The following is a 24,807-nucleotide window of genomic DNA, read 5'->3' as shown; positions in this document are numbered from 1 at the left end:
GCGTGTGGCCTGGCGGGCCGGTTCCGTCCACACCCTGTGGACGGAACCGGCCCGCGCATGTCACCGGACGTACTGTTTCAGTTCCTCGGTGTCGAGCTCGATTGCGACAGGAGCGGGGAGCACGAGCTTCCGGCCGAACTTCACGGTGCACTCCACGCGGTAGCCACCGAGGTTCAGGTCCGGCTCGCTGAACACCGTCACCGTACGGGCCGCACGGTCAATGATGAGATGGAGCGGGATTCCCGTGGAGGCGTAGACGGAGGGCCTCTCCTCGCGGTCCCGCCGATTGCTGCCGACGTCGTACGCGGTGATCTCGGCAGTCATCAGCACACCTTCGGGAGCGGCCCATTCTCCCTGCCCCGCGAAGTTCCCGGCGGGCGCGAGCGTCCCGTCCGGCCGGGCGCGCCCCTCTCGGTTCTTGCCCACCTTCAGTCCCAGGAGGCGACCATGCAGTCCCCACCCGGGCCTCTCCGTCATGCAGCGCCTCGCGAGCCACTCCTGGATCGTGGCGTGATCCCCGTCCGGAAGGACCTTGTCCCTCAACCGCCCGTTGATGAACTCCAGCGTGAACGCTTCGGAGTCCACCTCTGCGAACTTGGCGATCCGTTCGAAGTCCTCGATCGTCACGTGAAAATCCGACGGGCGTGTACGTACCACCATGGCGTCCTCTCGGGTCCGGGTCCGGATGGGCATCAGCCTGCTGGGCGCGAACCCCTCGCGATGCGACGTACCGTGTCGGCCACCCGTTCGGGTGATCGCCGGTCACCTCACCCCGGCGTCACCAGCCGCGCCTCGTACGCGAACACCGCCGCCTGCGTCCGGTCGCGCAGCCCCAGCTTCACCAGGATCCGGCTCACGTGCGTCTTGATCGTGGACTCCGCGACCACCAGGTGCTCCGCGATCTCCGCGTTCGACAGGCCCTGCGCGATCAGCACCAGGACCTCCGTCTCGCGCTCCGTGAGCTCCCCGATCCGGGCCATCGCCGGGCCGCGCGGGGTGTCCGAGAGCTTGGAGAACTCCGTGATCAGGCGGCGGGTGACCGTCGGCGCCAGCAGTGCCTCGCCGGAGGCCACCACCCGTACGCCGTCCGCGAGCTGCCGCGCCGAGGCGTCCTTCAGGAGGAAGCCGGAGGCGCCGGCGCGCAGCGCCTGGTACACGTACTCGTCCAGGTCGAACGTGGTCAGGACCAGCACCTTCGCGTCGGCGTCGGCCGCGACGATCTCGCGGGTCGCCTCGATGCCGTTCAGCTCGGGCATCCGGATGTCCATCAGGACGACGTCGGGGCGGAGCACCGCGACCTGCCGGACCGCCTCGCGGCCGTTGACCGCCTCGCCGATCACCTCGATGTCCGGCATCGCGTTCAGCAGCACGGAGAAGCCCTCGCGGACCATCACCTGATCGTCGACGATCAGCACCCTGATGGTGTCGCCGCTGGTCATGACGCGTCCCCGTCCCGCACGGCGGCCACCGGAACGAAGGCCGCGACCTCGTACCCGCCGTCCTCCGTGAGGTCCGCGGTCATCTCACCGTTCAGCATCGTGACACGCTCCCGCATGCCCGTGACCCCGTGCCCCGCCCCCGGCGACGGCTTGACCAGGCCCCGCGGCGGCGTGTTGACGATCCGCAGGCCCAGGCCGCCGAGCACATACGCGATCTCGACGCGCGCGGTCGACCCGGGGGCGTGGCGCAGCACGTTGCTCAGGGCCTCCTGGACGATCCGGTACGCCGACAGCTCCACGCCCTGCGGCAGCTCGCGCACCGCCCCGGTGATCGTCTTCTCCGCGGTGAGACCGGCCTCGCGGACGTTGTCGATCAGCCCGTCGAGCTCGGCGAGCGTGGGCTGCGGGGCGTCCGGCGCCTCGTAGTCGTCCGCCCGTACGACACCGAGGATGCGGCGCAGCTCGGTCAGGGCGGCGACGGCGTTCTCCCGGATCGTGACGAACGCCTGCTCCAGCTCGGGCGGCGGGTTCTCCACCCGGTACGGGGCGGCCTCGGCCTGGATGGCGACCACGGACATGTGGTGGGCGACCACGTCGTGCAGCTCGCGGGCGATGGTGGTGCGCTCCTCCAGCAGGGTGCGCCGGCCCCGCTCGACGGCGGTGACGCTCAGCTGCTCGGCGACCTCCTGATCCGCCCTGCGGCGGATCTGCCACATGCTCACGGCCAGCAGGATGACCGCGGAGGCGAAGAGCATCGGGAGGGAGGCGGAGTAGCCGTAGACGAACACCGCGAACCCGGCGGTCATCACCCACATCCAGGCGGTGGTGCGCGGGCCGGTACGGATGGCCACCACCGTCAGCACGACGAGGTAACCGGCGACCTCACTGGGCCTCCAGGGCCACTCGACCTGGCTGAAGACACTGATGAAGAGACTACCCCCCAGCAGCAGCCACCAGGCGGCGACGGGCCTGACCAGCGTGAGCAGGATCGGGAAGACCGGCAGGAGGGTGCGCAGTTCATGGTCGTCGACGGCCCGGGCGAACATCACCAGTGCCACGCCGATGATCAGGGCGTGCGGCGTCCAGCTCGCGTACGGGCGTATCCGCTCGGGCAGCCGCCGGGTGAACCGGCCGTCCGTACGCATGGGCGGCATCGGGCGGTAGACGAAGGCGTCCTGGATGAGCGCCTGACGCAGGCCGCCGAGCGCGCCCACGGTCAGGTGGAACTCGTTGTCCCGGGGCTTCCCGGATGGGGTTTCGGTCACTCCCCCAAGGTAGGGGGGAGGACAGAACCGGGTCGTCAGCACGGAAGCGGATCCTTCCCCGTCCGTCCCAGGTACTACGAGGTGACGGAGGGCGGGCCGGGACCGCTCACCACGCGAGCTGGGCGATCTCCTCCGCGACCACCGCGCACGCGTCCGCCGACGGGTCCACCAGCGGGAAGTGCCCGACGTCCTCCAGCAGCGTCAGCCCGACCAGCTCGCCGGCCCGGCCCGCCGCCTCCACGTACGCCTCGGCGACCTCGTACGGAACGGTGAGGTCCGTACGGCCCTGCACCACCGTCGTCGCGATCCCCGTCGGCAGCAGCGCGGCCGGATCCGCGCTCTCCCTGCGCAGCTTGAACTCCGCTTCACCGCCGAGGAGCTGAAGCACCGCCCCGCCGCACACCGCCAGCTCGACGGCGCGTACGAGGTCCGCGATCGGCGCCAGCGCGACAACCCCGCGCAGCGGCGGCGGCTCCGCCAGCCGCCAGGGCGAGCCCTCCGGCAGCACATGGCGGGACGCCGCCCAGAGCGCGAGGTGGCCGCCCGCGGAGTGCCCCGTCACCACCGTGCGCCGCACGTCGGCCTGCGGCAGCGCGGCCTCGGCGAGCGCCGGGAGGGCGTCGAGCGCGGCGGCCACGTCGTCGAACGTCTCGGGCCAGCGCCCCGCCACCGGTCCACCGCTCCCGTTCTTGACGGCGTTCCCCTCACGAGCGTCCCCGCGCCGGTACTCGACGTTGGCGACGGCGTACCCGCGCCGTGCCAGGAAGTCCGCGAACGGGGTGAGGTGCTGCCGGTCGTACGGCGCGCGCCACGCGCCGCCGTGCAGGACGACGACGAGCGGCACCCGCTCCTGACCGTCCCGGGGGGCGTAGAAGTCGATCACCTGATCAGGGTGTTCACCGTACGCGGCGGTGGCATCGGGCCGGACGACCGGACGGGTGAGGACCGCTTCGGTCTCTGCGGCGTCGCGAGCGACAGCGTCGTGCGCGGCGGGGTCCGGCATTTTGCGCCAACCTTTCGGTACGGGGGCCGAATTGGCCTGATCAGCGGGACGCTATCAGCCCCGTGGGACGCCGGCCGTCACCGATCACCCGGCGGCTCCTCACCCGATGCCTCACCCGATGCCTCAGCCGGTACCCCGGCCAGCACCTCACCGAGTACCCGCGCCGCCCGTTCCGCGTCCGCGAAGCCCACGTACAGCGGGGTGAAGCCGAAACGCAGCAGGTCCGGCCTGCGCAGGTCCCCGACCACCCCGCGGGCGATCAGCGCCTCCATCACCGCGGGCGCCTCCGGGCACCGCAGGGCGACCTGGCTGCCGCGCTCCGCGTGCGCGGCGGGGGTCAGTGAACTCACCCTGCCCGGTGGGGCGTACGCCGTGACGCACTCCAGGAAGAAGTCGGTCAGCGCCAGGCTCTTGGCCCGGATGTCCGCCATCCGTACGGACTCCCAGACGTCGAGCGCCGCGTCCAGCGCCAGCATGGAGAGGATGTCGGGGGTGCCGACCCGGCCCCGTACCGCGCCGTCCGCCGCCACGAAGCCGGGAGCCATGGCGAACGGGTCGGCGTGCGCGTTCCACCCCGGCAGCGGGGAGTCGAAGCGGGCCTGATGACGCTCGGCGACATAGAGGAAGGCCGGCGAACCGGGCCCGCCGTTCAGGTACTTGTACGTGCAGCCCACCGCGAGGTCCACGCCGTGCTCGTCCAGCCCGACCGGCAGGGCGCCCGCGCTGTGGCACAGGTCCCAGACGGCGAGCGCCCCGGCCGCGTGCGCGGCGGCGGTGATCCCGGGCAGGTCGTGGAGGCGCCCCGTACGGAAGTCGACATGGTTGACGAGCACGGCGGCGGTACGGGGCCCCAGCGCGCCGGGCGGCTCGGCCGGGTCGAACGGCACGATCCGCCGGCCGGTCATCCGGGCGGCGGACCGCGCGATGTAGCCGTCCGTGGGGAAGGTCGTGGCATCGACCAGCAGCTCCGTACGCTCCGTACGTTCCTGGCCCCCGTCCCCGTCGGCGAGGCGTACGGCGGCCACCACCGCCTTGAAGACATTGACGCTGGTGGAGTCCCCGACCACGATCTGCCCGGGACCGGCGCCGACGAGCGGGGCTATCCGGTCGCCGATCCGCTCGGGCGCGGTCCACCAGCCGCCCTCGGTCCAGGAGCGAATGCCCAGCTCACCCCATTGGCGGGTCATCACATCGCGGATCCGCTCCGGGACATGGCGGGGCAGCGCGCCCAGCGAGTTCCCGTCGAGATAGACGGATCCCTCGTTGAGGGCGAACAGCCCGCGCAGCGGGGCGAGTCCGTCGGCGGCGTCGAGCACGGCGGCCCGGGCGACCAGGTCCGGCATGGCGCCCGACCTCGCCCCCGATGCCGGCCCGGACGTCTTCAGCGGCTCAGACATGGCTGCGCGCCGTCCACAGCTCGGGGAACACGTTCTTGGTGGCCCGTTTCTCCAGCCACGCGACGCCCGCGGAGCCGCCCGTGCCGGTCTTGGAGCCCATCGCGCGCCGGGTCGCCACCAGGTGGTCGTTGCGCCAGCGCCACACCAGCTCGGCCACATCGGTCAGCGCCTCGCCGAGCCGGACGAGTTCGGCGTTCCCGTCCGGGTCGCCGTAGACCCCGGTCCAGATCTCCTCGACCTCGGGCACCGGTTCGTACCGCAGCGCGAGATCGCGGCCGAGCACCGCGTCCGGCACCGGCAGCCCGCGCCGGGCGAGGAGCCGCAGCACCTCGTCGTACAGGCTCGGCTGCTGGAGCGCCTTCTCCAGCTCGGCGTGGACGCGCGGCGCGCCCCGGTGCGGGACGAGCATCGACGCGGACTTCTCACCGAGCAGGAACTCCATGCGCCGGTACATCGCGGACTGGAAGCCGGAGCCCTCGCCGAGCGCGCCGCGGTACGCGTTGAACTGCGCGGGGGTCAGCCGGGCGAGCGGCTGCCAGGAGGCGTTGAGCGCCTCCAGTTCGCGGGCCGAGCGCCCGAGCGCGTCGATCGCGGCCTTCGTACGGTCCTCGCGCAGCGCGCGGGAGGCGGTCTCCCACTCGTGGACGATGACGGTGAACCACAACTCCATGACCTGGGTGGTGACGAGGAAGACCATCTCGCCGGGGTCGTCGGAGCGGGGGTGCTGCAAGTGGGTGAGAACGTCGGCCTGGACGTAGTCCTCGTACGGGGTCGTCCCCGCGAAGTCCAGATTCGGGGCGTCCGAACCGGCTCCAGGGGCGTCAGGGGTGTACGACATCTCTGTCTCCTCGACAAGTGCCGGGTAGCGGTCCGCCCCTTTCCGTGGGTGGCTACGGAGCTCCGGTCCCCTCCCGGCATCATAATCCGGGTCATCGGAGCCCGGCCCGGGCAAGCGGCCCCCGGAATTCGGCGAGCCGGGCCGTCGAGACTCGGAAGGCCGGGCCGTCGGGACTCAGAGGGTCGGGCCGTCGGGACTCAGACGGTCGGGCCGTCGACGTACGCGCCGTCCTCGTCGTACGGCCAGGGGTTGGACCGGCAGCCGTCGAGCCCCTTGATCTGCTGCATCATCACCGGCGCGAGCTCGCCGGGCCCGGCGCACCCCAGATGGTTGCGGAGGCCGATCTCATGGCCGACCTCGTGGTTGATGATGAGGTGCCGGTACTCGGAGGCCGGTCCGTCGAACGTCGGGGAGCCCAGCATCCAGCGGCGCAGATTGACCACGACGCCCTCGGTGGTCTCGCAGTTCAGCTCACCGTGGGTGTCCAGCCCCTGGGCGAGGCAGAGCCGGTCCGCCGTGGCCGGGGTGGCTATGCGGACGACGAAGTCGGCGTTGGACGAGACGAGCTGGAAGGTGCCCCGGCCGTGCGCGGCCCAGCCGCGGGAGTGGGCGAGGATCTCCTCGATCTCGGTCGCCGCGTCGGCGGCGGAGATGTCTATCCCGTCCTCCACCTGCACGCGGTAGCGGCGCAGCGGCCCGGAGCCGACCGGCTCGCCCTGCGACTGGGCGGTGGTGAACGTACCCGGACCGGAGGCGGGGACCTCCGGGGTCTTCGGCTCCTTGGCGGACTCGGAGGGCCCGGGGGACTTGGAGGACTTGGACGGGGCGTCGGACGGCGAGGCCTCCGGGTCGTCAGGGGCCGGCTTCCGTCCGGCCTCCGCCTCCGCCTCCCCGCCCGGGGAGGAGGCCGGCTGCGAGGCGGCGCCCTTGGCGCCCCCTCCCTGAGGGTCCGCCTCCGCCGGAGGGCCGGGCCAGGAGGCGACGACGACACCACCGATGATCACGACGGCGAGGCCGAGCCCGGCCACCGCCAGGGGGCCGAACCGGGGGCGCCCGCCCCTGCGGCCGCGGGGGCCTCGGCCACCGCCGCCACCAGGGGCGGACGCTCTACGGCGTACCGGACGGGTGGCGGCGCGCTTGCCCAAAACGTGTGTCTCCCTGATCGAACCCGGTCACGGCCGATGCCGGTTGAGGCATGCCGGTGGCGGCATTCGCTCACTTATACGAAGGCCCACGCCCTGAGAGACGGGCGGGGCCTTCGAAGGGTTCCTCCCCGAAACACTGATCGCGGCTTTCAGGACACGACGTGGCTCGAAAAGATCACCTCGGCAGTGATACCGCCACCCTGAGATACGCGGCGCGGCCCGCTCCGACTCAGTCCGCGCTCACCCGGCCTCATCCGCAGCAACCTCTTCCGGAGATGTTCGGGCAGGTCATCCGTGGTCGGCACGGTCGGCACCGTCGGCACGGTCGGCACCGTCGGTACCGGCAGCCGTCGTCACGCGGTGTGCGGTCGCTCTCAGCCGAGGGTGTCCGCGGCGAGCGGCGAGGAGTCCCGCAGGAACGTCGCGCAGCGCTCGTACTCCGCCTCCTCGCCGATCGCCTGCGCGGCGCGCGCGAGGGCGTGCAGGGCGCGCAGGAAGCCGCGGTTCGGCTCGTGCTCCCACGGCACCGGGCCGTGGCCCTTCCAGCCGCTGCGCCGCAGCGCGTCGAGCCCGCGGTGGTAGCCGGTCCTGGCGTACGCGTAGGACTCGACGACCCGCCCGCCCTCGTACGCGCTGTCGGCGAGCTGCGCCCAGGCCAGCGAGGAGGTCGGGTACTTCGCGGCGACATCGGCGGGCGGCGTACCGTTCGCGAGCAGCTCACGCGGCTCGGGATCGTCGGGCAGTTCGGTGGGGGGCGGTCCCCCCAGAAGGTTTTCGTGGATACCCATGCCTACAGTCTGCCTTGCTCCCCACCCCCCGCGACCACCGGAACAGCTCACCTCAGCCCGCCCCGCCCCGCTCCTCCGGCAGGCCCCCCGACCGGCGCGCCTCCAGCGGCGGCGTCAGCCCGCAGTTGACCCGGCACTCGGGCTCCGGGCGCCGCCCGGCCGCCTCCCGCGCCGGGGACCGTACCGTCGCCCAGGCGATCAGCGCGCCCGCCACCAGCACCCCCGCGAGCATCGGCATCGCCCGCCGGAACGTGGCGTCGAACTCCGTCGCCGACCGGTACGCCTCCGGCCCCATGCCCGCCAGCAGCGGCAGCGCGGCCACCGCGATCAGCCCCGCCGCGCGGGCCGCCGCGTTGTTGATGCCACTGGCCAGCCCGGCCCGCGCGACATCGACCGAGGCGAGGACCGTCGCCGTCAGCGGCGCGACCAGCGTCACCATGCCCATCCCCAGCACCGCCACTGCGGGCAGCACATCCGTCAGGTAGCCGGCCCCCGGGCCCACGCGGAGCATCAGCAGCATGCCCACGGCACACAGCAGCGGCCCCACCGTGAGCGGCAGCCGGGGCCCGATCCGCTGGGCCAGCGCTCCGGAGCGCGCGGAGAGCAGCAGCATCAGCACCGTCGTCGGCAGCAGGGCGGCACCCGCGCGCAGCGCCGAATACCCGGCGACGACCTGGAGCTGGAGCGCGGAGAGGAAGAAGAAGCCGCCGAACGCCGCGTACACGCACAGCGTCACCACGTTCACCGAGGTGAACAGCCGGGACCTGAAGATCGACAGCGGCAGCATCGGATCGGCCCGGCGCCGTTCGGTCCGTACGAAGGCGATCGCGACCAGCACCCCCGCCACGCCCGGCCAGACGGTCCTCGCGATGAGCGCGTATGTGACCAGCGCCAGCGCCGCCGCGCCGAGCACCGCGCCCAGCACATCGAACTTCCCGTGCGCCGCCGGGTCCCGGGTCTCCGGTACGTGGCGCAGCGCCACCGGTACGCACACGGCCGCCAGCGGCACATTGATCAGGAACACCCAGCGCCAGCCGGGACCGTCCACCAGCCAGCCGCCGAGGAACGGCCCGACCGCCGCCCCCACGCCGCCGAGCCCCGACCACACACCGACGGCCCGCGCCCGGTCGTCCGGGTGGAAGCTCGCCTGGATGATCGCGAGCGAGCCCGGGACGAGCAGCGCGCCGCCCACGCCCTGGAGGGCGCGTGCCGCGATCAGGATGCCCGCGTTCGGCGCGATCCCGCACAGCAGCGACCCGAGCGCGAACCACACCACACCGATGACGAAGACGCGGCGCCGCCCGTACCGGTCCCCGAGCGACCCGCCGAGCAGGATCAGCCCGGCCAGGGTGACCATGTACGCGTTGACGGTCCACTGGAGCGCCGCGAGATCCGCGTTGAGGGAGTCCCCGATGTGCGGCAGCGCGACATTGACGACGGTGGAGTCGAGCAGGGCCATGGTCGAGCCGAGCACCGTCGTCAGAATGACCCAGCGTCCCCGGGCCGAGGACAGCCTGATGTCCATACGGGGATCATCCCCGCACCACTCGCGGAAGGCGACCCGGCACCCGCCGTACGCCACAGGCCGCACGCCGCGTCCGGCGTCCCGCACGCCGCACGCACGTCGGGCCCGGCACCGTGGAAACGGTGCCGGGCCCGACGCACGGACTACTTGAGCTTGGTGCCCGTGGAGCGCAGCGCCCCGCACGCCTCGGTGACGCGCTTGGCCATGCCGGCCTCGGCCAGCTTGCCCCAGGTGCGCGGGTCGTACGTCTTCTTGGAACCGACCTCGCCGTCGACCTTCAGCACACCGTCGTAGTTGCGCAGCATGTGGTCCGCGACGGGCCGGGTGAAGGCGTACTGCGTGTCGGTGTCGAGGTTCATCTTCACCACGCCGTTCTCCAGCGCGGTGGCGATCTCCTCGGCCGTGGAGCCGGAGCCGCCGTGGAAGACGAAGTCGAACGGCTGGCTGCCGGCGGCCTTGCCGTACTTGGCGCCGACGCCGTCCTGGAGGTCCTTGAGCAGCTCGGGACGGAGCACGACATTGCCCGGCTTGTAGACGCCGTGGACATTGCCGAAGGACGCGGCCAGCAGGTAGCGGCCCTTCTCGCCCAGGCCCAGTGCCTCGGCGGTCCGCAGGGCGTCCTCGACGGTCGTGTACAGCTCGTCGTTGATCTCGTGGCTGACGCCGTCCTCCTCGCCGCCGGTCGGGGTGATCTCGACCTCAAGGATGATCTTGGCGGCGGCGGCCTTGGCGAGCAGTTCCTCACCGATGGCCAGGTTGTCCGCGAGGGTCTCGGCGGAGCCGTCCCACATGTGCGACTGGAAGAGCGGGTTACGGCCGGCCTTCACGCGCTCGGCGGAGATGTCGAGCAGCGGACGGACATAGCCGTCGAGCTTGTCCTTGGGGCAGTGGTCGGTGTGGAGCGCGACGGTGATGTCGTACTTGGCGGCGACGATGTGCGCGAACTCGGCGAGGGCGACCGCACCGGTCACCATGTCCTTGTTGTACTGGCCGCCCAGGAACTCGGCACCACCGGTCGACATCTGGATGATGCCGTCGCTCTCGGCCTCGGCGAAGCCGCGCAGCGCGGCGTGCAGGGTCTGGGACGAGGTCACATTGATGGCCGGGTAGGCGAACTTGCCTGCCTTCGCCCGGTCCAGCATCTCGGCGTAGACCTCGGGGGTTGCGATGGGCATCGGGCCGCTCCTTGTGATGTGCGGGTGTGAGGTGCTTGTCCCTGACCTGGGGGCGACATCGTCGTCGGCCCCATCTTTCCAGACTCTCCCGCGACGTCCACGGCGAGTGCCGCGCGCACCCCTGTCGGCCGTTTCACGTGAAACGGCCGACGGCCACCGTCACCGGCGGAAATCCCCAGGTGGGAGCGGCGGGTCGGAGGGACGGGCGGGAGCGGCGGGTCGGAGAGGCGGGTCAGAGCCCCAGCTCGGCGAGTCCGTAGACGTTGACGTACGGCAGCCCGGCCGCCGCGACGGCCGGGGCCGCGCCGCGCTCCACGATGACGGCGACCGCGACGACCTCGCCGCCGGCCTCCCGTACCGCCTCGACGGCCGTCAGGGGCGAGCCGCCCGTGGTGGAGGTGTCCTCGACCACGAGGCAGCGCCGGCCCTTGACGTCCGTGCCCTCGATCCGGCGCTGGAGGCCGTGCGCCTTCTGCGCCTTGCGGACGACGAACGCGTCGAGCCGCTGCCCGCGCGCGGCGGAGGCGTGCAGCATCGACGTCGCCACCGGGTCGGCGCCCAGCGTCAGCCCGCCCACGCAGTCGAAGTCCAGCTCGGCGGTGGCGTCCAGCATGACCTGACCGACCAGCGGTGCGGCATGACCGTCCAGGGTGATCCGGCGCAGGTCGATGTACCAGTCGGCCTCCTGCCCCGAGGAGAGGGTCACCTTGCCGTGCACCACGGCCTTGTCCTTGATCAGCTGGAGCAGCTCAGCCCGTACGTCACTCATGCCCATGAGCTTAGGGCCTGCCGTTTGGATCATGCCGTCCTCCCTGCCGCCCTTCCCGGCGCTCAGAGCCGTCGCCACTGCCACGTGGTGACGATCTCCAGCGGCTCCAGGGGGGTGACCAGCCGGGGCGCGGTGTTCAGCCCGTTCGGCGGCCCCGACTGCGGCTCGACGCAGACCGCTTCGGCCTGTTCGTCGTAGATCACGGCCCACTCGGCGGGGCTCGTCACCTTGAGTTCGAGCCGGCCGGGCCAGGTCAGCGTGGCGGCCACGCCGTCCGGCATCCCGAAGCAGTCGTCCCAGGGGCCGGGGCGCGGCGGGATCCGGCGACCGGTGGGCAGGTGGTCGGGGCCGCGCTCCTCCTGCCAGTCGGCGGCGAAGTCGAGCTTCACCCCGCTCCCCTCGGCCGAGGCTCCGGCCCCGCTCTCTTCGAGGGTGCGGAGGAACCACGGGTGCCAGCCCGCCTGCGCCGGGAAGGACGTGTCGTACGTCTCCACCCCGAGCCGGAGGGTCAGCGAGTCCGCGGTCAGTTCGACGACCTGCGTCACGAGCCCGCTGTACGGCCACGGCTCCACCAGGTCGTACGTGAACGCCGCCTCGCTGTCGCCCACGCGCGCGGTGCGCCAGGCCGTGTCCCTGCCGGTGCCGTGGATGGCGTGCGGCGGGGAGTTCAGGGGCATCTGGTGGAGCACTCCGCCGGTGCGGAACTGCCCGTGCTCGATCCGGCCGCACCACGGCACCATCGGGAAGCAGCCGTACCGCTCCCCTTGGCGCAGCACTTCGGTCCCGCCGATGCGCAGACTGCTGATCCGGCAGCCGTTCGCCGGGGTGATGGTCAACTCGGCGTCGCCCGCCGCCAGTCGGATGCTCTCTTCGCTGCTACTCACACTCCGACACTACTTGCGCCGCCGCAGCGCGCGGCCGACCACCACGGCGGAGGCGAGGGCGAGTGCGGCGGCGGGGGCGATCCAGCGGAGTGCGCCGCCGCCCTCGGCCGCGTCGGGCGCGGGCACCGGCGCGTACCGGCCGCGCGGCGGCGCGTGGTCGACCTCCTCGGCGCTGCGGCCGATCATGGTCCGCCGGGCGTGCGCGGCCTCGGCGGGCGGCTCCTCGAAGGGAACGTCGGGGATACGGAAGTCGCCCTCCCCGGAGGTGGTCTCACCGTCGAGCGAGGACGGCGGCACATCGACATCGAAGACGGAGGCGGCACCGTCGATGTCCGCGTCGCCGTCCGCACCGCCGTCCGCACCGCCGTCCGCGTCGCCGTCCACATCGGCATCGGCGCCCGAGTCCCCGTCCGCTTCCGTCCCGGCGTCCGTCTCCCCTTCCGTCCCGGAGCCCGCGCCGGGTGCGGCGGCGCGAGAAGCCCCGGATTCCGGCCCGGCCGCACCGCCGCTCCCGGGCTCCTCCGGGGCGGACTCCTCGGCCAGCCGCGCCACGAACCGGTCCAGCAGCCGGGGCCCCGCGCTCGTCACCGTCCCGGCGTCCACCTCGGCCAGCCGGCCGTCCGCGCGTGCGCCGCCCGTGAACGTGACGATCGCGCCGCCGGGGGCGTCCCTCAGCCGGATCGTGAGGGTGAGCTTGGCCGTGCCCGTGCCCCGGGCCTCGGCGCCCGCGCCCTCGGCCTCGAACCGCCCGTCCTGCCCGTCCCGCTCGGCGAGCGTCAGCGCGCCGCGGTAGGTGATCGTATGGCCGCCGATACGGACCTTGAGCCGCCCGGAGAGCGGCCCGGCCGAAGCGTCGGCGTCCTGCTGGAGTCCCGGTACGCACCGGGCGACCCGGGCGGGGTCCCGCAGCGTCTGCCGAAGGGTCTCTGCCGAAACCGGAACGAACACCTCATGCTCCATGGAAGCCGAGCCTACTCAGAGGTCGCCGCAGAAGCAGCCCCTTCGCCCCACACCACCCCACACGACACACAACGCCCCCCCTGCCGCCCGCCGATATCCACCGCTGTCGCGCCACTGTCCACCACTGTCGCCGCCGCTATCCGCCGTACCGCGGGTGCACCAGCGTCGACGCCGGAAGCCCCGCCACCCTCGTCCGCTCCACCCCCCGCCGCCCGGCCGCCAGCAGGGCCGGTGCCGGTGACCGGAGCCTCGGCGCGTCCGGTGCGAGCGTGAGCGCGGGGCGCGCGCCCACGGCCGCCAGCTCGAACCCCCAGTCGCGCGCCGCCGGTCTGCCGTCCTTCACCCGGTCGGGCCCCGCCGCGAAGCCGGAGGGGCCGCCCGTGACGCGGTACGGCGTCGTACCGAACCCGGCGGCGCGCAGGGTCGCGTCCACCGTCCAGTACGTACGCGGCTCGGCCGTGGGCGACCCCGCGTGCACCGCCAGCCGCCCGCCCTGGGCGAGGACGCGCGCGGCCAGCCCGTAGAACTCCTCGGAGTAGAGCTTCATGCTCGCGGTGATGCCGGGGTTGGGGAGGTCCGAGACGACCACGTCGTACGCGCCCGCACCACCGCCTCCCGCGCCACCGCCCGCCGCCCCCCGCAGCCAGCTGAACGCGTCCGCCGAGACCTGCCGCAGCCGCGGGTCGTCGTACGCGTGCCCGTTCAGCGCGGCCAGCGCGGGGTCCGTGCGGGCGAGCCGGACGACGCCCGGGTCCAGCTCGACCAGGGTGACCGAGCGGACGTCCCGGTAGCGCAGCACCTCGCGCGCCGCCAGTCCGTCGCCCCCGCCGAGGATCAGCACCCGCCCGTGGGGCCCGCGCATCGCGGGGTGCACCAGCGCCTCGTGGTACCGGAACTCGTCGCGCCCGCTGACCCGCAGCCGCCCGTCCAGATAGAGCTCCAGCGGCTCGCCCCGCTCGCGCGCGCCCGTGAGCACCACGTCCTGGACCTCGGTGTGCAGGGCGATCCGCACCTCGTCGCCGTAGAGCGCGCGGCGCGCCGCGCGCTCGAAGTCGTCGACCCCGACCGCCGCCGCGGCCAGCACCGCCAGCACCAGCACATTGACCGCCACCAGCAGCCGGCGCGACCGCCGCGTCAGATCGCGCCCGAACAGGCACAGGACGAGCGCGGCGCCCGCCACCGCGTTGACCGCGCCCGTCACCAGCGCCCCCATGAGCTGTCCCAGCCAGGGCAGCAGCAGGAACGGGAAGGCGAGCCCGCCGACGAGCGCGCCCACGTAGTCCGCGGCGAACAGGTCGGCGACCGTCCCCTCCGCGTCCTGCCGGGAGAACCGCTGGATGAGTGTCATCAGCAGCGGGATCTCGGCGCCGATGAGCACACCGATGGCCAGGGAGAAGCCCACCAGCGCGTACCGCGACTCACCCACCCACACGAAGCTCGTGTACAGCACGAGCGCCGAGCAGCCGCCGAGCAGCGCGAGCGCCGCCTCCAGCAGCCCGAAACCGAAGGCCGCCCGGCAGCGCAGCCGCTTCGCGAGCAGCGAGCCGACCCCCATCGCGAAGACCATCACGGACAGCACGACGGACGCCTGGGTGACGGAGTCCCCGATCAGATACGAGGCGAGCGCGACCAGCTCCAGCTCGTACACCAGTCCGCACGCGGCACAGACGAAGACGACGGCGAGGATCAGGAACCGCCCCGCGCCCGCGCGCACGGGCAGCCGTGTCTCACCCTGGGGCGGCGAGGACACGGACTGCTGCGTCACGCCCGTAACGCTACGTCACGAATTCATTGCGGTTTGTCACCCACACGGTTGAATTTCCCGCACAGCAGGCATACGGACCCTGATACGCGTCCGGGTCACCACCAGGCGCCCCTCCTGGGGGTACGCGTGCCAGGTACGCCACCGGACATGGCTCTCGTCGCGCTGCGCGAGCATCGCGGTGAAGGCGTTCGGGGCCCCGGGGAACGTCCCCGCTAAGCCGTTCGGGTGATCGGCGACCAGCGCCAGCAGCTCCTGCGCGCGTCCGGCGAAAGAATTGCGCGAGAGCGTCTCGACGCGCGCGGCGAATTCGTACTCCCATTCGCCGAGGCGCTTGGACACACCGAGCGGCAGCGGCGTACTGCTGCCCGGCATACAGGCGACGGTCTCGGAGCACGTACCCCCACGCTCCTCAAGGATCACCTGGTGGGAAGCGCCGAGCAGTCGCAACTGGAGCCCGGCACCGGCGAGGTCGAGGTCCAGGACGGCCAGGGCGGGAACCGGCTCCCGGCCCAACTCCCAGGCCAGATCGGCCGCGCGGGTATCGGTGTAGGCGGTATTGAGGGTGGTGAGCATGGGTCGGCTCCGCAAACACGCTTGACGGGTGGACCGGGGACGTCCCGGACGGAGAGCTCCGGAACTTGTGGGGGAGATCGCCGGCTCGGCGCCGTATCAGGCCCGAGGGCTGGAAGCTCTCAAGAGGGAGGGAATCACGAAGTACGCGACGCTCACAGTGTTTTTACCCAACTTGACGGGGTTTCCATCCCCTAGGGGGCCCAGGGGTTCAACTGTTCAACCAAATCCGGTGCCGATCAACGACATTTGGTGCCGACAGAAAGGTCCCGCGGAGGCGAACCCCCGCGGGACCTGTCCCTATCAGTGGCGGAACTGTTCAGCGACGGACCAGCTGCCCCGTGTCAGCTGCCTCCGCCACACCCCCCGCCCCCGCCACCACCGCAGGAGGAGGACCCGCCACCGCCGCAGGACGAATGCCCACCGCCGCCGCCCGAGCCACCACCCGAATCCGAGCCGCCACCCGAGTCCCAACCGCCACCCGAGCCGCCACAGCCCGCACCGCCACTGCCGCCCCCGCTGCCACCGGCCCACCAACTGCCGTCGGACCGACGGCGCTTCGCACCGCTCGCGCCCTTCCGGGACCGCGAGGAAGCCCTCGTACGCCTGCCCTGCGCCGTAGGCCTGGCCTGCGCCGTGCGCCTGCCCTGTGCCGCGCTCCGCGCCCTCGCCGCGTCACGCGCCTTCGCCTTCCGGCGCTTGTCCCGCCCGCTCACACTCGACACGACGCCGACGAACGCGACCGCGACCAGAATCACCACCACACTCATACCGAGCATGGGCCCCACCGTCCTCACTCTTCCCAACCGTTCCCGGCTGTTCCCCCGAAGCGAGGCCTGCCGCCCCCCCGGCGGCGGGCCTCGCACTGACGTGCGTGACTCAGGTTGTCCCCCCCACCTCCGCCGCCCAAAGCCGACTTGAGCAAGTCCAGAGGTTCGGCCCAGGATGGCCGCCATGACCAAAGAATGGCTCGGCGGCACAACGATCTTCGCGGAGATGTCGGCCCTGGCCGCCCGCACCGGGGCGATCAACCTCGGCCAGGGATTCCCCGACACGGACGGACCCGAGTCCGTCAGGGAAGCCGCGGTACGGGCGCTGCGCGACGGCCGCGGCAACCAGTACCCACCCGGCCCCGGCGTCCCCGAACTGCGCACCGCGGTCGCCGACCACCAGCGGCTGCGCTACGGCCTGACGTACGACCCCGACACCGAGGTCCTGGTCACGGCGGGCGCCACCGAGGCCATCGCCGCGACCCTGCTCGCGCTGACCGGCCCCGGCGACGAGGTGATCGCGCTGGAGCCGTACTACGACTCGTACGCCGCCTGCATCGGCATGGCGGGCGCCACCCGCGTCCCGGTCACCCTGCGCCCCCACGACGGCGCGTACCACCTCGACCTCGACGAACTGCGCGACGCGGTCACCGACCGCACCCGCCTCCTCCTCCTCAACACACCCCACAACCCCACGGGCACCGTCCTCAGCCCCGCCGAACTGGCCGCGATCGCCGAACTCGCCGTGGAGCGCGATCTGCTGGTCGTCACCGACGAGGTCTACGAACACCTGGTCCTCGACGGCGAGCACGTACCGATCGCGACCCTCCCCGGCATGCGGGAACGCACCCTGACAATCAGCAGCGGCGGCAAGACCTTCTCGTTCACGGGGTGGAAGGTGGGCTGGGTGACGGGCCCACCCGCGCTGGTCACGGCGGTGCGCTCGGCGAAACAGTTCCTGACGTACGTCAGCTCAGGACCGTTCCAGTACGCCATCGCGGAGGCGCTGCGCCTGCCCCAGAGCTACTTCGACGACCTCCGCGCCGACCTGCGCGCCAAGCGCGACCTGCTCTGCACGGGCCTGGCAGCGGCCGGCTTCCAGGTCTACCGCCCGGCGGGCACCTACTTCGTCACCACCGACATCCGCCCCCTCGGCGAAACCGACGGCTTCGCCTTCTGCCGCGCGCTGCCGGAACGGTGCGGAGTGGTCGCGGTCCCGAACGCGGTCTTCTACGACCACCAGAAGGAAGGCGCGCCCTTCGTGCGCTTCGCGTTCTGCAAACGCACCGACGTCCTCCAGGAGGCCACCGACCGGCTGCGGGGCCTGACCGGGCTTGGGGGAGGGACGGCCGGCGCCCGTCCGTACTAGCTGAAGATCGCGATGGCCTCGACGGTCAGCTCCCCGGTTCCCGGATTCCAGTCCCGGACCTTGCCGAGGCAGCGCGCGGGGAATGTGCCCTCGTTGCTGTCGTCGTTGCGCAGCCCGTCCGTGGCACAGGTGACGCGGACCTGGGGGCCTTGGGACGGGTCCTCGGGGTCGCCGTACGGGGCGAGGAAGACGGTGCGTGAGGGGGTCTGTGCGGCCCTGCGGAAGCGGCCCCGTATGGAGACGAAGTCCTCGATGTCGCGCAGCCGTACCCGCTCCTCGGCCCCGGCGCCGGGGCGGTCGATCGTGTCCAGGGTCCTGGCGAGGGCCTGGTTCCAGGTGATGGTGCGGGTTCTGAGGTCGCCGTGGACGATGGCGTCTGCCCGTTCGAGGGTGTCCACGATGATGCCGATCACCGCGATGGGCTTCGCGCTCTCGATGTAGGTGCTGATCTCCTCGCGGCTGACGTTCCTGCCGCCGCTCACGCCGACGCCGAAGATCCGCGCCCGCAGGGATCCGTCCGTACTGCCGCTGATCCGGTGCTCGACCTCCCGCTCCAGCGCCTTCTCGTAGCGGCCCATCTGGTACAGGTCCATGATGGCGCTGTCATGGAGGTAGAAGCAGATCCCCTCCGTCGGCTTCCCCGAGCTCTGTCCGAGGCGTCTGCGGTACCGACGCACCACGACCACCAGCAGGACCGCGACGATGATCAGGCTCACGGCGGTCGCCGTCCATACGAGCGCCCACGGCCACCAGACGCTCCACCACATTGCGTTGTCAACAGCCACGGATCTCCTTGAAGGCGTCGGAAAGGGAACGGGTGCCCGCGTCCACCACGCGTCCGCCGGTGATACGCGCCACCCGGGTCAGTTCCGCCGGGTCCGCCTCGCCGAAGCGGAGCGGAAAGGTGGGGATGGAGCGGACGGTATCCGCCCGTGCCGAGTGGCGGCGCTCGAACTCCCCGAGGCCGATCCCCGAATTGCTCTCACCGTCCGTCATGAGGACGACGGACACGTGCTGTCCGGGATGGTCGCGCGCGATGCCGGACGCCTTCCGGTAGGCGTGGTCGAGCGCGGACCAGACGGCGGTGGAGGCGTCGAAGTCGTCGGCCGCGACGAAGGAGCCCACGGACTCCAGGTCGCGCGGCCCGCCGACGGTGACATCGCGTTCGGCGAGTACGCGGCCACCGAACCGTATGACGGTGATCTCCTCCCCCCGGTAGAACCGCACGAACTTCCCTGCGGCGGAGGTGTCCGCGCCGCTGAGCCCGGCGAACGCCGCGCGCAGTGAGGCCGCCCGCGCGCCCCGCATCGAGGTGGAGAAGTCGAGGAGGAAGATCACGTGATTCGGGGCGCTCGGCCGGGGATCGCCGTACTGCTCGACCAGTTGGTCCACGACCGCCAACCGGTCCGGGAAGTAGAGCGCGTTGCCGACGTCCGCCCGCAGCCGGGGATCCCTGCGCACCTCCGCGCCGAGCGGCCGGCGCAGCGTGCGTTCCATGATTTTCTTCTGCGTCGACGCGCTCTTCAGCCAGCCCACCACCTTGTCGTACGCGTCGCGCTTGGCCGGGTCGAGCAGGAGCAGCGGGTGGTCGGACAGCACCATGCCGTCCTTCGGGTAGATGATCTCCAGCTTCTCGCGGAGCCGGTCGCCGGCGTTGAGTGCGAGCAGCTCCGATTCGTAGGTGATCAGGGCGTCGAGCCGGTCCTGGTGGGCGAGGTACGTCTCGCGCAGCTCCGCGTCGCTCTCCGCGGTGATCCGCTGGCCGGTACGGAATCCGCGCAGCCGGTCGCAGGAGATGTCCTCGGCGCGCAGCGCGCTGCCGGTCCCGGCGGCGGCGGTCGCGACGCCGACGAGCGCGGAGAGGCCGCTGTTGGTGCGCTTCGGGTCGGCCATGCCGAAGCGCACCGTGCCCGCGGCGGCGGCGTCGGCGATGTCCGCCCAGGACACCTGCCCGGCCCTGGCCTTCGCGCGCAGCGCCCTCGCCGTGGCCGGCTTCACGCCGACGACCACCGGGGAGAACATGGTCGGGGTGCCGAGCGGCTTGGCGGCCCCGGTCCCGGCCTCCTTGAGCCTGAGCTGGAAGTACCGGTCGGAGGAGAGCCACGCGAGATCGTGGTGGTACGCGCCGGGTGTCAGTCCGTTCCCGACGTCCGCGGTGGACTCGTACTCCATCTCCAGGTCGACCCCCGTGTCCCGGCGGAGCTCGTCGAGGAGCGGACCCATGTCCTTCAGTTCCGGACTCGCCAGTACCCGCAGGGTGGTGGGCTCCTCGCCGCCGGATGTGCAGGCGGTGGCCGTGCAGAGCAGAGCCAGGCAGAGCGCGAGAACCACTCCGGGACGCGGGCGCCGCCTCATGAGGACGCCCCCGGGCTCCGCGTCGGCGGCGGGCACTCGCCGACGCGGCTGATCATCCGTTCCAGCAGCGGCAGGCTCGGCAGGGTCGCCTTGGTGTCGTTGGCCACCGGCGCGGGTGCCGGAACACCGCGGTCCGCCAGGAACCGGTACAGCTCGGTGCTGGTCGCCCTGCCGCTGGAATCGAGGACGCGGAAGCCGAGTTCCATCGCCCGGCGCTGGAGTTGTTCATCGGTGGCGAGCAATTCCCCGAGCCGGTCGCCTTTCGGGGTGAGCGCGATGTATTCGGGCTCGGTCAGGACCTGTGTCGACGGATAGAGCAGCACCCGCTCGGGGTCGGCCTTTCCGGCCTGCTGGCGATGCCGTATCTGGTAGGCGAAGTACTGGTGCTCGTACACCACCACGATCGGGGCGACGCCCTTTCCCTCCGGCACCTCGTACGTCTTGAACATCTGCTCCGAGGGAAGCCCCTGGGAGACGAGGGTCGGTTTGATCATCCCGGCCACACGATCCGCTTCCGCATCGCTCGTCGGGACGGTGTTTCCGTTACGGACGAAGGCGACCAGCCCCAGATACGTACCGGCGTGATTCGCATCGCAGATGTTCGACGTCTGGGCGAGAATCCTGTTGCCGTTCGTCGTCCGACGGTTCCTTCCGATGCCGATCTGGTCCCAGGTCTTTCCTCGCGCACTCAGTTCGAGGAACCCCTTCATGTCGAGGGTGTAGTAGAGCGGACTGTCGCGGTCGGAGCCGCTGATCTGCCGTGGCCTGGCCAGGCCGTACTCCCGGAGGGTTTCGGCGTATTCGCGGTAGGTGGCGAGGACGATCGGGCTGACGAAGGGCCGGTGCCCCTTCGCGTACGCGTCCCTGCGGCCGGTCTTGATGATCTCCGCGGCGGGCTGGCCGGACGGAAACGCGAAGTCGTAACCGTCGAAACTCGTGGTCGCGATCTCCCGGGACCCCATCTTCGTGATGTGCACCCTGATCCCGCGCTGCATCAAAATTCTCTGGACCTCGCCGTCCTCGAAGAACTCCGATTTGGAGGCGATCTTGCCCTCCAGGGTGGTGATCCTTTCGAACGGGAAGAGAAGATGACCTCCGGCGGTGAGCGCGATCAGTCCGGCCACGGGAAAGGCGAGCGCGGCGACGAACGAACGGACTGAGCGGCTTCGCACGAAGAGGCGTCGCGAGGGGCGTTGGACGTCCAAGCGTGGCTCATCCGCACCGGGTCTTTCTGCGGTCACCGGTTTCTCCTGCCTGAGAGAGGGCCAGGATCATTCCCGATGTCATGGGCGGACTAATGAATTCCGTACGGATGACGGCGGAATTCACCATGACCGCCGCGGCTCGGCCGGACGGACACCTCGCGCCCGGCGCCGTGCGCTTTGTGTTCTGCGCCGACTCGCGACGTGCAGCTCGTGCTCGGCGACCTCGACTCCCGCACCGCGCGTCGCACGCCGCTGGACGCGGTACGACGCCTGGCCGACCAGTACGAGGGGTTCGCGCTCGGGCTCGGCTTCGACCTCGTGGTCGTCGCGTTCGTCCGTGCCCATCTCGTCGAGTAGCCGCGCAGCACGCCAGGCCACCGGTACAGCGACCGGGTACCGCAGTGGCGACAGTGGCAACCGCACGTCAGAAGCCCAGGTACGTGATCTGGACGATGTGGACGTGTTCGCTGCGTGGCCAGGAAGGAGCGCGGTGCGGTGCGGGCCGCTTCCTCCGCTCCGAAGGAGTTCCCAGGCCCAGCTCAACCGCGTACTGCCGTCATCGCCTCGTTCAGGACCGCGGTCAGTTCCCGCAGCGCCTCCCCGGCAACGTCCGGCTCCTCGCGCTCAAGGTTGCCGCTTGCCCAGGCATACCGGGCGGACAGATCGGGGCTGCGGGCGATCTCGTGAAGGCGCGGTCGCAGTGGTCGCAGTTCTGGAGGGGGTGCCGGACGGGTTCCGGGGCTTCCGGTGCGCGGAACGGAGGCGGGGGCGGCAACTCGGTGGTCAGGCGGTAGGCCAGCACGGCGGCCGGGTGGTGCGGGCTGTGCCGGCCTTCGGGCGGCAGGCCGCTGGTCAGGGCGTGGCGCACAGCGGCCGGCGGCACATCGCGCTCCAGCCAGGCGGCGACGCCGGGGGCCAGATGGGCCGTGGCGCAGGCGGAGAGGTGCAGCCGGGGGTCGAGGGCGCTCAGGTCGGCGAGGATGGCTGTGGCCGCTCGGAGCAGGTCCGGGGACGAGTAGCCGGGCTGGGGTACGGCGGGCAGGGGCCGCCGCTTCTCGCTGGGCTTGGGTTGTGTGGGCTCAGGGCGCATGCCGGGAGTCGTGTGACTCTCGTCGGCATCCGTCTCGGCCACCGGAGGCGCGGCGTGTGCAACTGCTGGGAGAAACATGATCCGCAAGACCACTGCCGGGGACGCCTCCGGGCTGGCGTGGTTCAAGAGCAGCTACAGCGGTGGCAACGACGGCAACTCCTGCGTCGAGATCGCCGCCACCCCCGGCACCGTGCACATCCGCGACTCCAAAGTCATAGGCGGCCCCCACTTGGCGCTCGCGCCCGGCGCCTGGGCGGCCTTCATCACATACGCCGTGGAAGGCTGACGCCTCAACACCAACGCACCCCGCACACCGCATCGGTACAACCGTGTGCGGGGCACATCGGAGTACGGCTCAGAGCAAGTCGTCCGGCCTGGTCAACGGGCGCTCATTCCGTGTCCTTCGGATGCCGTGGCGAGGCGTACACAAGAATGACCGTCGATGTTTCCGGGCTGACCAGGTAGCGCACCCTGCCACCGCTGGTGATCTCGTACTCCCACTGCTCCAGCTCGGATCCCTTCCACTCCTTGGTCGCGTGCCTTCCTCGGAGCTGATGCCGGCGATTCCAGTTGGATCGGGACTGGGGTCGGTGCGCAGCGCGTCCAGACTGCGATGCGCGTTCGACAGCACCGCTTGGCAGAGTTGTTCCCACCCCGTCACCGCCTCCGTCGTCCCGAAAACGACGTTCCAGCCGCTCAGCGGAGGGACACTGACCCGATCCCCCTTCTTCGGGCTCACCCGCGCACCTCGACCTGACCGAGGTTGTGACCTTCGAGAGGGCGCAGCGACTCCCTGAGCTGCTCAGGGTCGGCGTTGATGCGGGCGGTGGCACGCCAGGAAACGATCGCGCGGTGCACGGCCTCCCCGGCCCCCAGTTCAGCGGCGTCGGACAGCGCTTCAAGAAGCTCGACGGTGAAAGCCCTCACCTCTTCAGCGTCGAGATGCCGCACCCAGGGAAACACTTCGGGCAGCGCGAGGAGGAGTGACTTCGCTCCGTCGTCCTGTTTCATCAGGGCGAGGAAAAGCCGCGAGGCGGTGGTCAGATTCTCCTCGGCATGCTCTGCCCGCACGGCCGTCGTCAGCACCATGTCCGGGGCGTCCCGATGCGTGACGCGGAGCTGCCCCAAGGCCGCAGCCCTGGCCGCGACACCCTTCGGATTCCGGGACAGGTCGGTGAAGGAGACGGACTCCTGCTCCGTTGCCAGATGCGTGACACTCATACTCAGACTGCACTCAGATCACGTTCTGATTTCCACAGCTGGAGTGGCTCGGCCTTGCCACGTGCCTGGTGCTCGGTGTCTGCGCGTTATGCACCAGGCGAATACCCCAGGTACGCAAAAGCCCGGCCCACTACCCGGGCCGGGCTTCCTCACGCTCAGGCTGGACGCGGTCTCAGACGTCCTCGGGCTTCTCGTCGCCGGGCTCCAGGCCGAACTGCTCCACGAGCCACTTGTCGAACTCGATCGAGGCGCGCACCCAGCTCACCGTCGACGACACGAAGTGCTCCAGGCTGACCCCCATGCCGATCAGCATCTGGGCTTCGCCGATCAGCCGCACGGTGGGCGGGCCGTCGCCCTCCTCGTGGACGTGGCTGTAGACCTTGGGCCACAGCGTGCGGCGGTTCCAGTCGTCGATCGCGTCGAGGATCTTGGACTTGTCCGCGATGGGGTGCGGCCGGTCGTAGAACGTCCGCACCGAGAAGACCTGCTGGTCCTCCTCGCCACGGAACATGAAGTACGTGCGGAACTCCTCCCACGGAGCCGCGAGGTCACCCTCGTCGTCGACGACGTACTTCAGCTCCATCTGTTCCAGGAGCTGCTTGACCAGGTCCTGGTCGGGGACGACGGGGCCCGCCGGTCCTTCACCCTGCGGTTGGGGCTGTCCCCCGAAATTCGGAATCGAGGACGGGTCGATGCTCACCGTGTATTTCCCTTCGTACGGTTCCTGCCATCCTCTCCCATCCCGGGCGGTCCCTGGCAAGCCCATCCGCGTCCGCACGGGTCATGGATTCGTCATGCGGTCCGTGAGCTGCCACACCCCCGTGGAGGGGTTGCGGGCATGCTCGGCGCCGGTGGGGTCCAGCTTCCGCGCCCGTTCCGTTCTTGAGCACACCTTCGAAAGAGGCTGTTCGGCCGCATCGTCCGCTCGACGGCCATCCGCTCGCCGGTGAGCGAGGCTCCGTACGTCATGGACATACGGGCACGTTCGAAGAGGATGCGCTTACGCCTGCGGCGCGGCACGGGGGGCGTTCGGCAGCCGGCGGGCCCGCGACTCGCGCACCGCGTTCCCGAAGAAGTCGAATGCGTTCACCACCGTCGACCTGCCCGAGGCGTTAGCGCCGAAGATCGCCGCCACCGGCACCGCGGGCCGGTCGTCCGCGTCCACCGGGGCAAGGTTCAGCTCCTGCGGCTCTCACAGGGAGCCGTGGTGGGCCACACGGAAGCTCAGCAACATGGTGCGCGCCCACGAACGTGGACAGGCCCGCCACCCGAGC

25 protein-coding genes are annotated in these 24,807 nt (G+C 71.3%); 3 read left to right on the top strand and 22 right to left on the bottom strand.

Translation table 11 applies throughout. The annotated features are described in order from the left end of the window. Positions 1-60: 60 nt before the first annotated feature. The 15 genes from ACFTZC_RS27695 to ACFTZC_RS27625 all read right to left on the bottom strand — a co-directional run bounded on the left by ACFTZC_RS27695 (position 61) and on the right by ACFTZC_RS27625 (position 15,526). Entirely contained in the window at positions 61-627 is a 567-nt protein-coding gene (locus ACFTZC_RS27695; RefSeq protein WP_382894235.1) for a Uma2 family endonuclease, read from the bottom strand. A 140-nt stretch (positions 628-767) separates the two neighbouring features. Then, positions 768-1,439, bottom strand: coding sequence for a response regulator (locus ACFTZC_RS27690; protein WP_382894234.1), 672 nt, complete (start codon positions 1,437-1,439; stop codon positions 768-770). Then, positions 1,436-2,704 carry a sensor histidine kinase gene (locus ACFTZC_RS27685; RefSeq protein ID WP_382894232.1) on the bottom strand — a complete coding sequence of 423 codons (1,269 nt, stop codon included), beginning with the start codon at positions 2,702-2,704 and terminating at the stop codon, positions 1,436-1,438. The genes ACFTZC_RS27690 and ACFTZC_RS27685 overlap by 4 nt, the downstream gene beginning before the upstream one ends. 106 nt (positions 2,705-2,810) lie before the next feature. After that, on the bottom strand, positions 2,811-3,707 hold the full coding sequence (locus tag ACFTZC_RS27680; RefSeq protein ID WP_382894230.1) for an alpha/beta hydrolase family protein: 897 nt from the start codon (positions 3,705-3,707) through the stop codon (positions 2,811-2,813). A gap of 77 nt (positions 3,708-3,784) precedes the next feature. Beyond that, positions 3,785-5,050 carry a kynureninase gene (kynU, locus tag ACFTZC_RS27675; protein WP_382894363.1) on the bottom strand — a complete coding sequence of 422 codons (1,266 nt, stop codon included), beginning with the start codon at positions 5,048-5,050 and terminating at the stop codon, positions 3,785-3,787. A gap of 46 nt (positions 5,051-5,096) precedes the next feature. Continuing rightward, complete coding sequence (locus ACFTZC_RS27670; RefSeq protein ID WP_382894228.1) at positions 5,097-5,942, bottom strand: tryptophan 2,3-dioxygenase family protein; 846 nt, start codon at positions 5,940-5,942, stop codon at positions 5,097-5,099. Positions 5,943-6,139: 197 nt separating this feature from the next. Continuing rightward, a complete protein-coding gene (locus tag ACFTZC_RS27665) occupies positions 6,140-6,970 on the bottom strand; it encodes a DUF3152 domain-containing protein (protein ID WP_382894226.1) in 831 nt (276 codons plus the stop codon). Between the two features lie 491 nt (positions 6,971-7,461). Beyond that, positions 7,462-7,875: a DUF3151 domain-containing protein gene (locus ACFTZC_RS27660; protein ID WP_365817133.1), complete on the bottom strand. Its 414-nt coding sequence runs from the start codon at positions 7,873-7,875 to the stop codon at positions 7,462-7,464. A gap of 52 nt (positions 7,876-7,927) precedes the next feature. Continuing rightward, positions 7,928-9,400, bottom strand: a complete 1,473-nt coding sequence (locus ACFTZC_RS27655; RefSeq protein ID WP_382894224.1) for an MFS transporter — start codon at positions 9,398-9,400, stop codon at positions 7,928-7,930. Between the two features lie 143 nt (positions 9,401-9,543). Continuing rightward, positions 9,544-10,575: a class II fructose-bisphosphate aldolase gene (gene fbaA / locus ACFTZC_RS27650; protein ID WP_382894222.1), complete on the bottom strand. Its 1,032-nt coding sequence runs from the start codon at positions 10,573-10,575 to the stop codon at positions 9,544-9,546. Between the two features lie 232 nt (positions 10,576-10,807). Continuing rightward, on the bottom strand, positions 10,808-11,344 hold the full coding sequence (gene pyrE, locus ACFTZC_RS27645) for an orotate phosphoribosyltransferase (RefSeq protein ID WP_382894220.1): 537 nt from the start codon (positions 11,342-11,344) through the stop codon (positions 10,808-10,810). Positions 11,345-11,406: 62 nt separating this feature from the next. Beyond that, positions 11,407-12,228: an aldose 1-epimerase gene (locus tag ACFTZC_RS27640; protein WP_382894218.1), complete on the bottom strand. Its 822-nt coding sequence runs from the start codon at positions 12,226-12,228 to the stop codon at positions 11,407-11,409. Between the two features lie 9 nt (positions 12,229-12,237). Then, on the bottom strand, positions 12,238-13,188 hold the full coding sequence (locus ACFTZC_RS27635; RefSeq protein ID WP_382894216.1) for an SRPBCC domain-containing protein: 951 nt from the start codon (positions 13,186-13,188) through the stop codon (positions 12,238-12,240). Between the two features lie 136 nt (positions 13,189-13,324). Next, positions 13,325-14,953, bottom strand: a complete 1,629-nt coding sequence (locus ACFTZC_RS27630; RefSeq protein ID WP_382894214.1) for a polyamine aminopropyltransferase — start codon at positions 14,951-14,953, stop codon at positions 13,325-13,327. A 36-nt stretch (positions 14,954-14,989) separates the two neighbouring features. Continuing rightward, positions 14,990-15,526, bottom strand: coding sequence for a DUF2617 family protein (locus ACFTZC_RS27625; RefSeq protein ID WP_382894213.1), 537 nt, complete (start codon positions 15,524-15,526; stop codon positions 14,990-14,992). Between the two features lie 951 nt (positions 15,527-16,477). On the opposite strand from ACFTZC_RS27625, the gene ACFTZC_RS27620 reads away from it, so the two are divergent. After that, positions 16,478-17,662, top strand: a complete 1,185-nt coding sequence (locus ACFTZC_RS27620) for a pyridoxal phosphate-dependent aminotransferase (protein WP_382894211.1) — start codon at positions 16,478-16,480, stop codon at positions 17,660-17,662. On the opposite strand, the gene ACFTZC_RS27615 is transcribed toward ACFTZC_RS27620, so the two are convergent. From ACFTZC_RS27615 to ACFTZC_RS27605, 3 genes are read right to left on the bottom strand one after another with little or no spacing between them, the layout of a single operon-like run. Beyond that, positions 17,659-18,447 (bottom strand): hypothetical protein, encoded by a 789-nt coding sequence (locus ACFTZC_RS27615; RefSeq protein WP_382894209.1) that lies wholly within the window; start codon positions 18,445-18,447, stop codon positions 17,659-17,661. The genes ACFTZC_RS27620 and ACFTZC_RS27615 overlap by 4 nt on opposite strands. Further along, positions 18,437-20,017 (bottom strand): substrate-binding domain-containing protein, encoded by a 1,581-nt coding sequence (locus tag ACFTZC_RS27610; RefSeq protein WP_382894207.1) that lies wholly within the window; start codon positions 20,015-20,017, stop codon positions 18,437-18,439. The genes ACFTZC_RS27615 and ACFTZC_RS27610 overlap by 11 nt, the downstream gene beginning before the upstream one ends. Further along, positions 20,014-21,189, bottom strand: a complete 1,176-nt coding sequence (locus tag ACFTZC_RS27605; RefSeq protein WP_382894205.1) for a hypothetical protein — start codon at positions 21,187-21,189, stop codon at positions 20,014-20,016. Before ACFTZC_RS27605 ends, ACFTZC_RS27610 begins: the two co-directional genes overlap by 4 nt. Positions 21,190-21,423: 234 nt before the next feature. On the opposite strand from ACFTZC_RS27605, the gene ACFTZC_RS27600 reads away from it, so the two are divergent. Further along, entirely contained in the window at positions 21,424-21,579 is a 156-nt protein-coding gene (locus tag ACFTZC_RS27600) for a hypothetical protein (RefSeq protein ID WP_382894203.1), read from the top strand. 223 nt (positions 21,580-21,802) lie between these two features. Here ACFTZC_RS27600 and ACFTZC_RS27595 read toward each other — a convergent pair whose 3' ends face one another. After that, positions 21,803-22,312 (bottom strand): hypothetical protein, encoded by a 510-nt coding sequence (locus ACFTZC_RS27595; RefSeq protein WP_382894202.1) that lies wholly within the window; start codon positions 22,310-22,312, stop codon positions 21,803-21,805. A 76-nt stretch (positions 22,313-22,388) separates the two neighbouring features. On the opposite strand from ACFTZC_RS27595, the gene ACFTZC_RS27590 reads away from it, so the two are divergent. Continuing rightward, complete coding sequence (locus ACFTZC_RS27590) at positions 22,389-22,598, top strand: DUF397 domain-containing protein (RefSeq protein ID WP_382894200.1); 210 nt, start codon at positions 22,389-22,391, stop codon at positions 22,596-22,598. A 449-nt stretch (positions 22,599-23,047) separates the two neighbouring features. Here ACFTZC_RS27590 and ACFTZC_RS27585 read toward each other — a convergent pair whose 3' ends face one another. From ACFTZC_RS27585 to ACFTZC_RS27575, 3 genes are all read right to left on the bottom strand, one after another. Continuing rightward, a complete protein-coding gene (locus ACFTZC_RS27585) occupies positions 23,048-23,533 on the bottom strand; it encodes a prevent-host-death family protein (protein WP_382894198.1) in 486 nt (161 codons plus the stop codon). Between the two features lie 172 nt (positions 23,534-23,705). Next, the gene (locus tag ACFTZC_RS27580; RefSeq protein ID WP_365817255.1) at positions 23,706-24,233 is read right to left on the bottom strand and encodes a YbjN domain-containing protein; all 528 of its coding nucleotides are present in this window, start codon (positions 24,231-24,233) and stop codon (positions 23,706-23,708) included. A gap of 300 nt (positions 24,234-24,533) precedes the next feature. Continuing rightward, positions 24,534-24,698: a hypothetical protein gene (locus ACFTZC_RS27575; RefSeq protein ID WP_382894196.1), complete on the bottom strand. Its 165-nt coding sequence runs from the start codon at positions 24,696-24,698 to the stop codon at positions 24,534-24,536. Between the last annotated feature and the right edge of the window lie 109 nt (positions 24,699-24,807).

Source organism: Streptomyces sp. NPDC056987, from assembly GCF_042673865.1.
Lineage (GTDB): Bacteria > Actinomycetota > Actinomycetes > Streptomycetales > Streptomycetaceae > Streptomyces.
The sequence above is the reverse complement of the archived record's forward strand: the minus strand, read 5'-3'. Positions and strand labels throughout refer to the sequence as shown.